At 47.9% G+C, this 14803-nt stretch carries 14 protein-coding genes; all 14 read left to right on the plus strand.

The annotated features are described in order from the left end of the window. Positions 1 to 27: 27 nt before the first annotated feature. Positions 28 to 225, plus strand: coding sequence for a DUF4762 family protein (locus tag ACQKDS_RS13375; protein WP_399671283.1), 198 nt, complete (start codon positions 28 to 30; stop codon positions 223 to 225). Positions 226 to 428: 203 nt separating this feature from the next. Beyond that, on the plus strand, positions 429 to 1103 hold the full coding sequence (locus ACQKDS_RS13380) for a DsbA family protein (RefSeq protein ID WP_399671286.1): 675 nt from the start codon (positions 429 to 431) through the stop codon (positions 1101 to 1103). Further along, the gene (locus tag ACQKDS_RS13385) at positions 1103 to 2050 is read left to right on the plus strand and encodes an ABC transporter (RefSeq protein ID WP_399671288.1); all 948 of its coding nucleotides are present in this window, start codon (positions 1103 to 1105) and stop codon (positions 2048 to 2050) included. The genes ACQKDS_RS13380 and ACQKDS_RS13385 overlap by 1 nt, the downstream gene beginning before the upstream one ends. Before the next feature lie 23 nt (positions 2051 to 2073). Beyond that, positions 2074 to 4224 carry a peptidase domain-containing ABC transporter gene (locus ACQKDS_RS13390; protein WP_399671291.1) on the plus strand — a complete coding sequence of 717 codons (2151 nt, stop codon included), beginning with the start codon at positions 2074 to 2076 and terminating at the stop codon, positions 4222 to 4224. A gap of 10 nt (positions 4225 to 4234) precedes the next feature. Beyond that, positions 4235 to 5398 carry an efflux RND transporter periplasmic adaptor subunit gene (locus ACQKDS_RS13395; RefSeq protein WP_399671293.1) on the plus strand — a complete coding sequence of 388 codons (1164 nt, stop codon included), beginning with the start codon at positions 4235 to 4237 and terminating at the stop codon, positions 5396 to 5398. After that, positions 5391 to 7346, plus strand: coding sequence for an ABC transporter permease (locus tag ACQKDS_RS13400; RefSeq protein ID WP_399671296.1), 1956 nt, complete (start codon positions 5391 to 5393; stop codon positions 7344 to 7346). Before ACQKDS_RS13395 ends, ACQKDS_RS13400 begins: the two co-directional genes overlap by 8 nt. Further along, a complete protein-coding gene (locus ACQKDS_RS13405; RefSeq protein ID WP_399671299.1) occupies positions 7343 to 8743 on the plus strand; it encodes an efflux transporter outer membrane subunit in 1401 nt (466 codons plus the stop codon). Before ACQKDS_RS13400 ends, ACQKDS_RS13405 begins: the two co-directional genes overlap by 4 nt. After that, entirely contained in the window at positions 8736 to 9986 is a 1251-nt protein-coding gene (locus tag ACQKDS_RS13410; RefSeq protein ID WP_399671302.1) for a beta-ketoacyl-[acyl-carrier-protein] synthase family protein, read from the plus strand. The genes ACQKDS_RS13405 and ACQKDS_RS13410 overlap by 8 nt, the downstream gene beginning before the upstream one ends. 2 nt (positions 9987 to 9988) lie before the next feature. Continuing rightward, entirely contained in the window at positions 9989 to 10828 is an 840-nt protein-coding gene (locus tag ACQKDS_RS13415; RefSeq protein ID WP_399671305.1) for a MaoC family dehydratase, read from the plus strand. 10 nt (positions 10829 to 10838) lie between these two features. Next, positions 10839 to 11084: an acyl carrier protein gene (locus ACQKDS_RS13420; protein WP_399671308.1), complete on the plus strand. Its 246-nt coding sequence runs from the start codon at positions 10839 to 10841 to the stop codon at positions 11082 to 11084. A gap of 6 nt (positions 11085 to 11090) precedes the next feature. Beyond that, entirely contained in the window at positions 11091 to 11825 is a 735-nt protein-coding gene (locus ACQKDS_RS13425; protein WP_399671311.1) for an SDR family oxidoreductase, read from the plus strand. Between the two features lie 625 nt (positions 11826 to 12450). Beyond that, complete coding sequence (locus ACQKDS_RS13430) at positions 12451 to 12999, plus strand: tyrosine-type DNA invertase (protein WP_399671314.1); 549 nt, start codon at positions 12451 to 12453, stop codon at positions 12997 to 12999. A gap of 498 nt (positions 13000 to 13497) precedes the next feature. Continuing rightward, positions 13498 to 14019 carry a fimbrial protein gene (locus ACQKDS_RS13435; protein WP_399671317.1) on the plus strand — a complete coding sequence of 174 codons (522 nt, stop codon included), beginning with the start codon at positions 13498 to 13500 and terminating at the stop codon, positions 14017 to 14019. A gap of 103 nt (positions 14020 to 14122) precedes the next feature. Next, the gene (locus ACQKDS_RS13440) at positions 14123 to 14797 is read left to right on the plus strand and encodes a molecular chaperone (protein ID WP_399671320.1); all 675 of its coding nucleotides are present in this window, start codon (positions 14123 to 14125) and stop codon (positions 14795 to 14797) included. Positions 14798 to 14803 lie beyond the last annotated feature (6 nt).

The raw sequence follows: 14803 nt of genomic DNA on the forward strand, positions 1-14803 counted from the left end.
ACATAATGTAAATATAAGGATGTTAAAATGAAAAAGATTACGATGTCTGTAGCAAACACCATCGTTGGTGGCCATTGCAAAACAACCTGCTCTGATTCTTTTGAGTGGCTTACTGTTGGTGGAAACGATGTTTGTAATTTAGTGACCACCTGTGTGGATAAACACGGTGTAGCAACTCAAACTTACCAACAGGCTGATGACAGCAACTGTAAACCTGCGGGCTAAATTAAAGCTTGGTAAAAGCTTTAAACAGGTCTGGTAGGCCTACTTTAGGTGCGATAATATATCGCACCTAATTTTATGTTGTATTGTTTTCTTCTTTGGCTGGTGTGATGCTGTTACGATCCAGTTCATCAGTATCATGACGTATTTTCCTGCCTTAGCAGATGCCCCTGACGGAACGCCTCACTTTTCAGGATGAGCTCTCTATGTTCAAGAAACCCCTGTACCTAATTCTCTATACGCTGTTGGTGATTGTTATTTCCTCGGTGATTACTACAGGTTACATCCATTATTTTGTCCTTAATTCTGGCGGCGCTCCGGCGGAAGTCGCAATTAAAGCCGTTAGTGATGAACAGGTCAGTAATAGTCCAATCAAACAAGACAATGTGATTGTCGAAATTTTTTCATACGGCTGCCATTATTGTGCACTGAATGAAAATAATGTCGCTAAGCTCGAAGCGCGTATGCCAGCAGGCAGTAAATTACAACGTGTTCATGTAGCCAACCCACAAAATAGCGGTCTGGCCAGCTTTGCTCCACTGTTTGCCACCCTCACGGTGATGGGTATTGAGCCACAGCACCGTGAAAGCGCCTATAAAGCGGTGATCAAAGACCGTATCAATCTCGCGGATACGGCACAACTTAACCAATGGTTGCAACAAGAAGGTATTGATATTTCGCAATACAAACAAGTTAGCCAATCGGAAGAGGTTAAAGAATTGATGAGCTATATGACAGCCGTCAGTAGCCACTACAAGATTAATGCGACCCCAACATTCATCGTCGGTAAAAAATGGCAAGCGATTCAGGACAGCGACTTCCCTGAATTTTCCGACAAACTGTTGTCCTTATTACAGCATGATAAATTGCTGGAGAAATAATGCGTTTCTTCGCCGTTTGGGTTTATTTGACATGGCGTAATAGCATTAATAAGGCTGCCCACGCGTTATATGGCGTGCGGCGGCTGCAAAGCAGATTTGCCTGTTTCTTATTGCAATATGTCAATTATCGCTGGATTTTAGCGCTGGTATACGCTGGCGGGATTTTACCTTTTAGCTGGCGTGGCTTGAAAAGACGGGGGAAGGTGGCGGCGGCCAATAAGCAGAGTTTGATAGGGGCAGGTAAAAGGTTGGATTACACCCGGTTAATTCAACGTCGTCACGTGTTGGAACTGGCTGCCACGTATGGGAAAAATCCTCAGGTATTGGCTCAGTTAGAATGCTGTCGCCAGCAGTTGAATGCAGTGGTCGAACCGCTTCATCAGGCAGGTTCACCCGTGATACTTGCACCTTTGCATATGGTTTCCGACGTATTGGCTGGCATTGTTGGTGGCGGGGTTTTTCCCGGGCAGGCAACGGTGATTGTCTCTTCCAGTGCGGAAATTTATCAGGAGCAAGCACGAAAGCAGGGCGGTGTAAACTTGTCCTATTGCTCGATACACGATGATAATCGTGCGATTGCGGGTAACCTGACCTCGGCGATCATGGAAGCGGCAGAGCATAAGCGGAATATAATTATCTTCCCAGATATTACGCCTGATTATACGGTGGGTACCAACAAAGCGGGGTCGGCAAAATTAAGCTGTCGGTTATTTGACCGCTCGGCGCATGTACACAGCGGGGTTATTCGCCTTGCCAAGGCGTTATCGGCACAGGTCGTGTTTTACAACCTCTATTACGATAAAGAAATTAAGATTCATATCTATCCGACCATGGCAGCGAAAGAGCTAAAAACGCAACTGCCGGAAATGGTTGAACAAGCGATAAAACAGTATCCGCAAGACTGGCTGTTATGGCATGCACATTCGTTATTTTTCATCAATGAATAACCTGGATATTTAAGAAAGAGATCATGGAAAAGATAATCCCGACGCAGGTGTTTCAGGGCGAAACCAACGAATGTGGCTTAGCCTGTATTTCTATGTTGGCTGAAACACAAGGTATTGATGCACCATTGGAAAGTCTGCGTGAGCGCTATCCAGCGTCACAGCATGGCACGTCGTTAGCGACCCTGTGCGATATTTTGTCTGAGCTGGCGATACCCGCTTATCCCGTTGCTTTTGAACATCAGGAGCTGACTGCACTGCCGTTGCCTGCGATCCTACACTATGGCGCGAGCCATTATGTGTTGTTGGCGTACCGTAAGGGTAATTACGTCTGTGTCATGAACCCTGCAATAGGGCAACAGTTACTGCCAATCGATGCATTAAAGTTGGACATTAGCGGCTATGCGTTAGTTTTGGATCCCGAAACGCCCGCTGATGCCGAGGCGGTTAAAAACGTGCAGCGCAGTAAACGTCTGCGTGCGCTGGAATGCATGAGCCTGAAAGAAACCGCCGGCATCAAGGGTATCTACCGCTTGATGGTACTGGCGTTTTTAATCTCATTGACGCTTTTTATCATGCCGACGATGGTCAGCAGTGCCATTAATAAGGTGTATTCCACACCAGGTGAAACGGACTTCCCGTATTTTTACTTCCTGTTGGCCTTTGTGGTGTCGACTACCTTGGCTTTCGGTGTTCGGGTGATAACCGAAAGGTTCATCAAACGCTTTGTGGTGCTAAATAGCGTTGCGGGTTTCTCGCGTTTGCTAAGTAACACACTAAATTTTTTTGATAAGCGCGCTCCCGGTGAAATATTCAGCCGCTTTGCTAACTGGCAGATGGCCTCTGGCCAAAAAATAGAGCTGGATAACGGCCTGCGTACCGACTGGATTATCGGTGCCATCGCGCTCGCGGTAATGTGCTACATGAGCCCGATTTTGGCGATGGTCTCAGGCATCGGCGTGACCATGATGGGGCTGGTTAGTGTGTGGGCGATTTATCGCGATCGTTACTATACCCAGCAATTACAAGTGAAAAGTGCTGAGCAAAGTGACTTTATTCTGGAAACGATCCAAGGTTTTTCAACGATTAAATCCGCTGGGTTGGATAGCCAACGCAAGGGGATTTTCGCGCAATATGCACTTTCATACTTTACCTGTCGGCAAAAGCAAAGGGTGTATGAGCAGGTAAAAAGTAGCCTGTATCAGATGATTGGCAGTCTGGAAATGGTGTTCTTCATGTTTTTGGCATTACCGTTGCTGAAAAACGGTGTGCTTAGCTTGGGCGAATTTTTTGCCTATAGTTTTGTGCGTGAGATTTTCACCTCATATATCACCAAAATTTTCTTTGCTGTGTTGCAGAAAAACCAGTTGCACGTCATTGACACTCGAGCGCGTGATTTATTTCCACCGGCGCCGGAAGGGAATGAAAACCATGAGCATCAAGGGATACCCCCAGCGTTACCGCCTTTCAAACGGCAGTTGGCGTATCAGGATATCTCATTTGCCTACGACGCTAGTCAACCGGTGTTGCGCAACTTGTCATTCTCATTGGCTCGTGGCCAAAGTATTGCCATTGTTGGTGAGTCTGGTGCCGGTAAAAGTACGCTGCTGAAAGTGATGGCGGGGCTAATGGCGCCGCAGCAGGGGGCTGTGCTGGTCGACGGTGAGCCGATTGATTATCGGCAGGCGCATGGTTTGTTCTTCCTGCAAAGCCAGGAGGATATTTTATTCAACGCTTCGGTACTGCATAACATTACGTTGTTCGATAGCAAGTTCGACGATCGCAAGCAAGCACGTGTCGATAGTTCACTACGGGGCTTGAACCTGATGCCGGTAGTGGAGAAATTGCCCGGCGGTCAGAGTGCGTTGATTCGCGAAAGCCATGCGGCGCTGTCGTTGGGGCAACGCCAACGTTTGTTACTTGCTCGAGCCATGTACAGTGATTGCCCGATTTTGGTGCTCGACGAACCTACCGCGAACTTGGATGAAGAAACCGCGCATCAGGTCATGGCGACGGTACTAACGCATTGCCGTGAGTATAACAAAACACTGATCACTGTGACTCACAGTGAAAGCGTATTAACCATGTTTGATCGGGTGTACCGCATGTCTAGCGGCCGCGTTGAACGTGTGCAGTCAATTCAGGAACAGCCGGTATTAACCACGGCGACTTGCTAAGGAAGCCTCTATGTCGGTTTGGAAACAACGAAAAGTCCGTATCTTCCTTTGGCTGCTGCTATTACTGGTGGCGATCGGCGTAGGGATTGCTGGGTACACTGCGTCATCGGCAGAGCAAGCGCCATTGATTACAGAGGCCGTCAGCCGTGGCAACATTGAAAAATCGGTGTTGGCGACGGGCATCCTCAAACCGGCGTTACAGGTTAATGTTGGTGCGCAGGTTAACGGTCAGTTAAAGAAACTGTATGTGAAACAGGGCGATCGCGTAAAGCGAGGTCAGTTATTGGCAGAAATTGACCCAACATTGCAAAATAACGAATTGCGTAAATCAGAAGCGCAATTGCAAAGTGCAGTCGCACAAAAACAAGCCTCCGAATCGATGCTGAAACAGTACCGACAGGAGTTAAAACGCCAGCGTCAGTTAGATCGCGATCGCTCTGGCACCAAGAGTGAATTAGAAAAGGTGCAGGCGCAATACGACACCCAGGTTGCGCAAGTCCGCATGAACGAAGCGCAGATTGTGCAAATGGAAATGGCGCTGGAAACCGCACGCGCTAACTTGGGCTATACGCGCATTTTAGCGCCGATTGACGGCGAGGTCCTTGGCATCGTGACGAAAGAAGGGCAGACCGTTGTGTCCTCGCAGACTGCACCGACCATTCTGGTATTGGCTAACGTTGACACCATGACTGTACATACGCGTATTTCTGAAACGGATATTTTGAAAGTTCGCGTCGGTCAGCCTTTATGGTTCTACGTTGTGGCCGATCCCAAGCGTCGCTATGACAGCGTAATGGGCACCATTCAGGAAGCGCCGAGCGAGGCACTTAAAGAAGATAGCCCTACTGCATCATCTAATCAGCAGGCATCGGCAGTGTATTACAATGGCGTCTTCGCCATTGCTAACAGCCAGCGTCTATTGCGTACTTCGATGACTGCGCAGGTATTTATTATTACCGATCAAGCGAAAAGCGTGCTGCGGATCCCGGTCAGCGCGTTGGGTGAACAACAGGGTAAAGATCGTTACCGCGTGCAGGTGAAGCGTGGAAATACCGTGGAGTCACGTTGGGTAAAAACGGGCATTAACGATCGTCAATTCGTGGAGGTAAAAGAAGGTGTTAAAGAAGGTGAGCTGATCGTGTTGGCGCAAAACTTCGGGAGTGGCAATGCCTAATAACGCTATGCCACTGATCTCGCTAAAGGATATTTCGCGCCATTTCACCTCCGGCCCGCAAACGGTGACGGTACTGAAAAACGTGTCGCTGTCGATACACCGTGGCGAGATGGTAGCCATTGTTGGCGCTTCTGGCTCCGGTAAATCGACACTGATGAACATCATCGGTTGTCTGGATAAACCATCTGCGGGTGAAATGCGGATTAAAAACGTTTCAACCCAGTTGGCGAATAGTGAACAGTTGGCTCAGTTACGCAGCCAATACATCGGGTTTATCTTCCAGCGCTATCATCTAATGCCGTATCTGACGGCGACTGAAAACGTTGCTATTCCGGCGTTGTATACTGCAATGCCCGCAGCGGAGCGCCAGACGCGAGCAGAATACTTGCTAAGCCGCCTTGGCTTGGAAAAGCGTATGGGATATAAGCCATCCCAGCTTTCCGGTGGCCAGCAACAGCGAGTGAGCATCGCCCGTGCACTAATGAATGGTGCGGAAATCATTCTGGCGGATGAGCCAACCGGAGCGTTAGACCGAACCAGCGGTCAGGAACTGATGGGAATTTTGCATTCACTGCATCAGTCTGGGCACACCATTATCATCGTCACCCACGATCGTGATATCGCGAATCAAGCGCAACGGATCATTGAGATCAGTGATGGTGAGATCATTGCGGACAACGTGAACGACAGCATCGCGCCGCTTGCCGGTAAACAGGCGTTACCCCCCCCTGTCGCGACTGGCCGATCGCCGCTGTGGCAGAGTGTGAAAGAAGCGGTGAAGATGGCTTGGCGTTCGCTACTTGGCCATCGGGTTCGGGCATTTTTATCAATGCTCGGCATTATCATCGGTATTTCATCAGTGGTGTCTTCCATGGCCGTCGGAGAAGGCGCTCGGCAAAGTATTTTGGCTGAAATCAGCCAACTTGGCACGAGCACGTTGGAGATCCGGTCTGGCCTGAGCTGGGATAAGCCACGCCCTGATTTTGAACGTTCACTAAAGCTAGATGATGTCGAAATGCTGGCACGTCAGCCGTATGTGGATAGCATCTCGCCGGTTGTCAGAAAAATGGTGACGGCGATACGGGGAGGTAAGCAGGTTTCTGTATCTATCTCCGGTGTTAGCAACGGATTTTTTCGCGTTCAAGGTCTGAATTTTATATCGGGTAACGGTTTTATCCAGAACGATTTGGATGAGCGTGAACCGGTGGTGATTATCGATCCTGAGCTGCGTAAAACGCTGTTTGAGGCGAATGAACAACCGGAAGGGCAAATTATTCAACTGGGCAATGTGCCGTACCGGGTCATTGGTATCGCCGAAAAGAAAGGCCCGAATTACAGTGGCGGCCTACTCGGTGCCTGGATGCCTTTTACCTCCTTGATCCAGAGGATGTCTGGCGATCTGCCGCTGGACTCAATCACTTTACGGGTGCGTGACGGTTACTCGCTGCAGCTGGCACAAGCTGATGTAGAGCAGCGCCTAGAGCAGTTTCACGGTCGCCGAGACTTTTTCACGCTGACCAACGATCAAATGACGCAAACCATCCAGAAAGCATCGGCCTCAATGCGGTTGCTGATCACCGCCATTGCGGGGATTTCGCTCTTAGTCGGCGGTGTGGGGGTGATGAACATTATGTTGGTATCAGTGACCGAGCGAACCCATGAGATTGGGATCCGCTTGTCTGTAGGGGCACGGCCCGGCGACATTATGCGGCAGTTTTTGATAGAAGCGATCGTGATCTGCACGCTCGGCGGGTTGATCGGCATCGTCGGTTCGGCACTGGCGGGAGTGGTATTTTCGTGGGTTACCGATGAATTTACGATGGTATTTACCTGGCCGCCAATAGTGATAGCTTGCGGGTTTTCAGCGCTGATTGGGCTGGGATTTGGCTTTTTCCCTGCGCGCAATGCAGCGCGTCTGCATCCAACGGAGGCGCTGGCGCGCGAATGAAGAAAATAACTCTGGCTGTATTTGGCAGCCTTTTGCTGTCCGGCTGTGGCTCACTGGTAAAAAGTGACTATCAGCAACCGATGGTTTCCATTCCGCCACAGTGGCGGGTTCAGGATAGTGGAACTGCTTATCTGAAAAATACGCAGCATTGGTGGGATAATTTCGATGATCCCCAACTATCGAGAGTCATCAGCAGTATGCTGCTCAGCAATAACGATCTGGCGAAAGCAGGGTTGCAGCTGCAACGGGCACGTTTGGAGGCCGGGCTGACTAATACCAACCTGACTCCGAATGTCACGGTCACTGGCGGGGCGAGTAATAACAAGAACCTGAAGCATGAAACGCAATCGAGCGAAAATTATACCTCGGGTGTGAGCCTGAGCTACGAACTGGATCTGTGGGGCAAACTGGCACGCTCGCGTGAGCAGGCAGAGTGGTTGGTGCGCGCAACGGAACAAGATCGGCAAAATACCGCGCTGACCTTGATCGGCAGCACTGCCGAATATTACTGGCAGATAGCCAAACTGAATCAGCAAGTGAAAACCCAACAGAGCATGCTCGACAACGGTAAAAGCACGCTGGATCTGGTGCGTTCACGCTTTGCTGCTGGCAGTGCCGGGCAGATTGAGCTGTTGCAGGCGCAGCAAACGCTGCTCGATAGGCAAAATCAGTACCGTAACTTACAACAACAACGTGAAACAGCACGCAACGCATTAGCGATCTTATTTAATCGTTCGCCGTACGATCGTCAACCTGAGCTCAGTGAGTTAAACATCAAGCAGGATGTGCCGATTGCGCCGAGCATACCGCTGGACGTTATTCGCCATCGTCCGGATGTTCAAGGCGCAGAGTGGCGATTGCGTGCTGCATTAGCAGGTACAGACGTCGCAAGGTTGAATTTTTATCCGTCGTTGTCGCTGAGTGCGTCATTGAGTGCAGGCAGTGCCGTTTTCCAGCAGTGGTTTAGCAATCCAGCCAGAGCGTTGGGCGCCAACATCGCGTTACCGTTTATTCAGTGGAATACGGTGCAACTGACCATCGAAAAATCCAAGCTTGATGTGAAACAGGCCGCAATTGAGTTTCGTAGCACGGTCTACAACGCACTGTCTGATATCGATAACGCGATGTCGCAACGCTTGAGTTATCAGCAACAGAAACAGAGTTTGCTGCAAAACTTACAGCTCAGCCAACAGCGGTTAGCGTTGGCAACCAGTCAATATCGCGCCGGTGCGATTTCTTTCCAGGCGCTGTTGGATGCTCAGGATGCACTGTTGAACAGTGAAAATAGTTTGGTTGAGATGCAATACAACTATCTCAACGCCACCATGAAATTGTGGCTCGCGCTGGGGGGATCCCCGGGTAATGACAATGACATTAAAGGAATAAATCATGAATAATACCTATGCGCCGCGTCGGGTGGTGGTTACTGGCTATGGTGCGGTTACACCGATGGGGATGAACGCAGAGCAAAGCTGGGCGGCAATGATGGATTATCAGCTTGGCTACCGCTACGTCGATAAATCGGATACCGGTATTAAATCACGCTTTTTTGGTCTGATTGACGATGAACCGAATTTGAAGTCAGTGCCAGCCGCGATTCGCCGTCGGCTACCGCATTTTGCTCGTCTGGTATTGGCTGCGGCGCAGGAAGCGATGGGAATGGCCTTTCAGTCTGAATCGCCAGCAGCGCATTACGATCTATTGGATTGTGGCGCCATTATTGGCAGCGGTTGGGCGGGGCAAGACGAAACCCATCGTAATCATGAAGATCATTTAAATACCGGGTTGGGATCGCCATTTGGTTGTTTCATGTCGATGCCAAATGTCGCCACTGCGGCCTGTAGCCTATATTGGGGGCTACGTGGATATCAAAATACGCCAATCGCTGCCTGTGCTACCGGTACTATGGCTATCGGCGATGCATTTGAAGTAATTCGCAGTGGGCGAGCATCGATGATGTTGGCTGGTGCGGGTGAATCGCTGCGCACTGACTCGGCGATATGGAATATTGATGTACTACGTGCTTTAACTAGCGAGCAAGATGATATTACCAAGGCGTGTTGCCCTTTCAGCTTAGATCGCAACGGTTTTGTGCTTTCAGAAGGTGCCGCAGTGCTTTGTTTGGAAGAGCGCGACGCCGCGTTGGCACGTGGTGCGACCATTCTGGGCGAAATTAAAGGCTATGGTAATTGCTCTGATGCATTCGACTTCACTGCGCCCGCCGAAGATAAGGCCGCACGCATAGAAACGATCCGGCGCGCGCTTGCGCAGGCCGGAGTCAGTGCCGACCAGGTCGATTACATTAATGCGCATGGTACTTCAACGCAGCTCAATGATTTGAATGAAACCGAAGCGATCAAATTGGCAATGGGGAATGCGGCGTATAGCACGCCGATTTCGAGCACTAAATCTTATTCAGGGCATTTGATCGCCGCCGCAGGCAGTTTTGAATCGATCGTATGTTTACAAGCGTTGAAGCATCAATTGATGCCAGCGACTTGTCACTTACATCATCCGGATCCGGCTTGCGATCTTGATTACATTAGCGAAGGGCATCGCGCTGCTCGGCTTCACAATACGTTGAATTTGAGTTTCGGATTCGGAGGTGCGAATGCGGCGCTGGTTATAGGACGGGATTAAGCATGTTACTGAATTACAGTTTGCAGGACGCTGAACGTTGGGCAGCGTTTTCCGGTGACTATAATCCGATCCATTTTGATCTGCAGCAAGCGCGTAAGTTGGGGGGGGAGCGACTGACGGTGCATGGCATGAGAGCGATGCTGGATATGAAGCGACGGCTGAGCGAGATTTTACTTGCTGACTTACCAGCCGCAGACTACTTCAGTTTTAGTGCCCGATTACGTCAACCCGTGCAGTGCGGTGTTGGCTATCAACTGTCGGTAAAAAGTGAAGCGCAACGCGTCAGCGGTAAATTATTTGCCACTGCTGATGGCGAAAATTGTTTCACTGCTAAATTGGCTGCGGCAAAGCCGTTAAATTTGGCGGATGGCGTTACGAGTCAACTGATGAGCCGTAATGTAATCAATGAATTGATGGAAAAGTTCCCCGGTTCGCCCAGTGATAACACACAGCAATGGAGCTTTTTTGACGCTTTGCTGTTTCAACGTATTGTGACGGCGCCAGAAACGCTGGAGACGGTGAGGCAAATCGTACCGGAAATCCAAGCAAAAACATTAATTGAAGTCTTTGCACAAATTCCGGTGGTGCAGACCCATCATGATGTGCATTTCAGTTCACGTTTGCTCTTAGACAGCGCGTGGTTGCACAATGATGAACCGCTGTATTACGCTATTTTACCCACCTTGACGGTTGGCAACAAAGAAACTGGTTTAGTGGTGCGTACGGAATTGCAATGTTGGACGGCGCGACAGCCGCTGATTGCCACCGCTGTGACACTAAAAACTTTGCCGCTGTTGTCGGCGGCGGTAATGGATAACGACGAGAAAAACTCGGATAAATAAGGATATGACCATGGAAAAGTATCAACAAGTTTATGACACCGTTTGTGAAATGATCTGTGATGCCAAAGATTTGGAACAATCAGACCTGTCGCCGGAGATGCCATTATATCAATTAAAGCTGGACAGCCTGGATTACGTTGAATTGATGGTATTGGCTAAACGAGAATTCGGTGCGACGTTAAATGCCGAGATGTTTATGGAAAACCCAAATATGACACTGAGCGATTTGTGTCGTCTGCTGGCAGAACAGAAGTAAGCAAAAATGAACAAGCAATGGGTATTAGTAACGGGCGGTAGTCGAGGTATTGGACGCGCGCTGGTGGAAGAGTTAGCACAGTGCTGGAATGTGGTATTTACTTGGCGCAGCGGTGAGCAGGCCAGTGCCGAGACGATTGCCGCTTGTGCCAATTTAGCAGGGTGGGTAGAAAGTTACCCGTGTGACGGTAGCGATCAGGCTGCGGTTGAACGTTTGGCACCTGAGTTGTTGGCGCGGCATGGTGCGCCTGTTGCGGTGATACACAATGCTGGCGTCACGCTTGATGGCTTACATATTTCGCAAACCGGTGATTACTGGCGGCAGGTGATGGATACTAATCTCAATGCCGTGTTTTATTGGAACAAACAGTTATTACCAGCGATGATGGCGCAAGGGGAAGGCTCACTGTTACTGATGTCCTCCGTAAGCGGTATTAAGGGCAATATTGGCCAAACCGCTTATGGTGCGAGCAAAGCGGCGATGATTGGGTTGAGTCGCTCATTGGCACAAGAGTTGGGGCGTTTTGGCTTGCGGGTGAACTGTTTACTGCCGGGAATTATCGAAAGTGATATGACGCGAGCGATGCCAGCAGAGGCGCTGAAAGCACTGCGTAAGCAAATTCCGTTGCGGCGTGTGGGGCAGGCACAAGAAGTGGCTAAGGCTGCTGCATTTATGATCGGTGAAAATAGCCGGTATATGACAGGGCAAACATTGGTGCTCGATGGCGGGCTGACAGCCTGACGCAATACAACGTCGTTTTACTCACTATTTAAAGGGCATGCTATTCATGCCTTTTTTTATCTGTTTTTTCCGCAGTTGATTTTACACCATTCAGCATAAAGTATGCTTTTGTTGTCATCCCATTAAGAGTTCCAACTAATTAGTGTTAACGTCGATAATGATATCTATGGAGATATCCCTTTCAGTTGAAAGCGAGAATTATTCACCTAAAATCTATAGTGGCATTCTTGATTGAGTAAATATCGTGAGTAATTGACTGCCGCTATGAATGCTTTAATAAATACAATTATTATATATTTTACCTGAGAGGTTTTCTTTATTCTTATGCTGTAATAACTAACGTTAATTATTATGGTGGGCTATTTGAATGTTATGGCAATTAAAAAAAATCATTCAGATAATTGTAATTAGTGTGCTAGTTTTTTGATGCCAATATTATAACCAACAATTAACATTATAGTAGGCATATTTTTCATATGGCTGTTACCTCAAAATAAATCAGCTATACTCTTCGAAGGATTCAGGAACCTATCCTTAAGGTGGAGTTGATACTCCAGCACTAACTGTGGAGATGAAGAGGGAATAAGAAATCCACATTTTTCTATGTGAGAAATAATGAGGCACTATGACAAATCGCAAACACCTAACCCCTTCTGAAGTGGAAAAATTGCTTGAGGCAACGCTGCGAGGAAAGAACCCTGAACGAGATTACTGTTTGATTTGGATGTGTTTTATACATGGTTGCCGCGTCAGTGAGATTAACAGTTGGCGTCTGTCTGATATCGATCTGGAAGGGGGGAATATTTATATTCATAGGCTGAAAAATGGCTTTTCAACCATTCATCCCCTGTACGGTCGTGAAAGAAAGTGTTTGCAGCGCTGGATGGTAAAACGGAAATCTTACCGTGGTTCTGACAGTGAATGGTTATTTTTGTCTAATCGTGGCTCTCGGTTATCACGGCAAAGAATTTATTGGTTAATTCGGAATTATAGTCAGCAGGCCAAGTTGGAAGTTAATGCACACCCACATATGTTGCGGCATGGTTGCGGTTTTGCATTAGCCGATCGTGGAATTGATACACGTTTGATTCAAGATTATCTTGGACACCGTAACATCCAAAATACAGTCCTTTATACCGCTAGTAATGCACGAAGATTTAAAGAAGTTTGGTAACTGAAAAACGTAATTAAATATGTCTAATGAGTCACTTTGAACTAAATTGCAACATACTTTAAATTCGCCCCAGATTAATGTCAACACTCATAAGACGAGAATTGAAGGGCTTAAAAAAAATCCTTTATTAACAATGATGTGGGTATTTTTTTTCTTATTTTTTTTCCACCCAAACCCCTAGGCGTTTTCTTAGAAAGCTCATTTGGCTGCTATCAACACCATTCACCCAATATATTTATTGGTTTTTATATCTGTAAAATTTAATTTTACAAAATAAAAAACCACAATACAGCTCAAAAATAAACCAAATTAGATTAAAAATCTAAAGGAGTCACTTTAGTTCAAAATGAATCGTTTGTTTGGAAAGGTTAGCTCTGCTCAATACCTATTCGAGAGGGTGGTTCCGCGGTCACTGAACTAAATAAAAAGGAATGGCGTAACGTTATGCCAGAAACAATCAAATGCACAATTGTGCATTAATTTTTAAAGGATAGAAGTATGAAAAAGAATCTGATTGCTGTAGCTGTATTGGCTGCTTCTGCATTTACTGCCTCTGCATTCGCAGCTGATGGCGCTGTTAACTTCACCGGTTCTATTACTGATGAAGCATGTACCGTTGATACCGATTCTTTAAACCAAACTGTTGATCTGGGCAAAGTAGCTCAGTCTGCGTTTAATGGTGCAGGTGATACTGCTGGCGCTAAAAAATTCAGCCTGTTGCTGAAAGACTGCCCAGCTACAGTAACCGGTGCTACCGTTCGTTTTGACGGTAACCAAATCCCGGGTAACAACTCTGTGTTGGCGCTGACCGAAGGTGCGGATACTGCTCAGAACGTAGGTATTCAGATCACTGACAACAACAACAACGTGATCAACCTGTATCAAGATTCTGTTGTATACCCACTGGTTAGCACTGGTGTGAATACTCTGGACTTCGCAGCTCGTTATTATGCAACTGCTGATGCTGTTTCTGTAGGTACTGCTAACGCTGTATCTAACTTCACCATCGTTTACCAGTAAGTTTTTTCTGCCTGCTATTCAACAGGCAGTGTAAGGCCGAGCCAGGGTGGGCGAGTGCCGCCCTGGTTCTTTTATCACTGGATTTAACCAGGCAGGGAAGATAATGAAAGTTTGGCGCAGTACGCTGGTTGCAGCGTTATTGATGACGATGGGTGCGCAGGTTCAGGCTGGCGTAGTGGTCGGTGGAACCCGTTTGGTGTATGACGGCGGTAAAAAAGAATCATCACTTACTATTAGCAACCCCGATAAAACCCCTTATCTCATTCAATCCTGGGTTGATACTCAAGACGGCGATAAATCAAAAGCACCGTTTATTATTACTCCGCCACTATTCCGTCTGGATGGTGGGCAAAACAATATCTTACGTGTGGTTCGTGCAGGCGGTAATTTGCCTACGGATCAAGAATCACTGTATTGGATGAACATCAAATCCATTCCATCAGCAGAGAAAAAAGACAATACGCTGCAAATTGCGGTGAAGACGCGTATTAAGCTTATTTATCGACCGCGTGGCTTACCGGGTAACGTGACTGAATCCGGCAAAATGGTGAAATGGCAGCGCAGCGGAAATACGCTTCAGGTGACTAACCCATCGCCTTATTACCTCACGTTCTTTAACGTCAAGGTAAACGGCACCGCAGTGAAAAATGCCACCATGGTTGCACCAAAATCAAGTGCCAGTTTCCCGCTGTCTGCTGGGGTGAGTGGCGGTACGTTGAGTTGGCAAATTATTAACGACTACGGCGGGACCAGCCCGATTTTTAATGCCAATTTATAAAACATC

This window comes from Serratia sp. NPDC078593, assembly GCF_050268245.1.
In the GTDB taxonomy this organism is placed as follows: domain Bacteria; phylum Pseudomonadota; class Gammaproteobacteria; order Enterobacterales; family Enterobacteriaceae; genus JBNNGK01.

Coding starts and splice junctions, on each gene's coding strand:
- ACQKDS_RS13440 (WP_399671320.1), top strand. CDS start 14,123: ATGAAAGTTTGGCGCAGTACGCTGGTTGCAGCGTTATTGATGACGATG.
- ACQKDS_RS13385 (WP_399671288.1), top strand. CDS start 1,103: ATGCGTTTCTTCGCCGTTTGGGTTTATTTGACATGGCGTAATAGCATT.
- ACQKDS_RS13390 (WP_399671291.1), top strand. CDS start 2,074: ATGGAAAAGATAATCCCGACGCAGGTGTTTCAGGGCGAAACCAACGAA.
- ACQKDS_RS13415 (WP_399671305.1), top strand. CDS start 9,989: ATGTTACTGAATTACAGTTTGCAGGACGCTGAACGTTGGGCAGCGTTT.
- ACQKDS_RS13410 (WP_399671302.1), top strand. CDS start 8,736: ATGAATAATACCTATGCGCCGCGTCGGGTGGTGGTTACTGGCTATGGT.
- ACQKDS_RS13430 (WP_399671314.1), top strand. CDS start 12,451: ATGACAAATCGCAAACACCTAACCCCTTCTGAAGTGGAAAAATTGCTT.
- ACQKDS_RS13435 (WP_399671317.1), top strand. CDS start 13,498: ATGAAAAAGAATCTGATTGCTGTAGCTGTATTGGCTGCTTCTGCATTT.
- ACQKDS_RS13425 (WP_399671311.1), top strand. CDS start 11,091: ATGAACAAGCAATGGGTATTAGTAACGGGCGGTAGTCGAGGTATTGGA.
- ACQKDS_RS13380 (WP_399671286.1), top strand. CDS start 429: ATGTTCAAGAAACCCCTGTACCTAATTCTCTATACGCTGTTGGTGATT.
- ACQKDS_RS13400 (WP_399671296.1), top strand. CDS start 5,391: ATGCCTAATAACGCTATGCCACTGATCTCGCTAAAGGATATTTCGCGC.
- ACQKDS_RS13405 (WP_399671299.1), top strand. CDS start 7,343: ATGAAGAAAATAACTCTGGCTGTATTTGGCAGCCTTTTGCTGTCCGGC.
- ACQKDS_RS13395 (WP_399671293.1), top strand. CDS start 4,235: ATGTCGGTTTGGAAACAACGAAAAGTCCGTATCTTCCTTTGGCTGCTG.
- ACQKDS_RS13420 (WP_399671308.1), top strand. CDS start 10,839: ATGGAAAAGTATCAACAAGTTTATGACACCGTTTGTGAAATGATCTGT.
- ACQKDS_RS13375 (WP_399671283.1), top strand. CDS start 28: ATGAAAAAGATTACGATGTCTGTAGCAAACACCATCGTTGGTGGCCAT.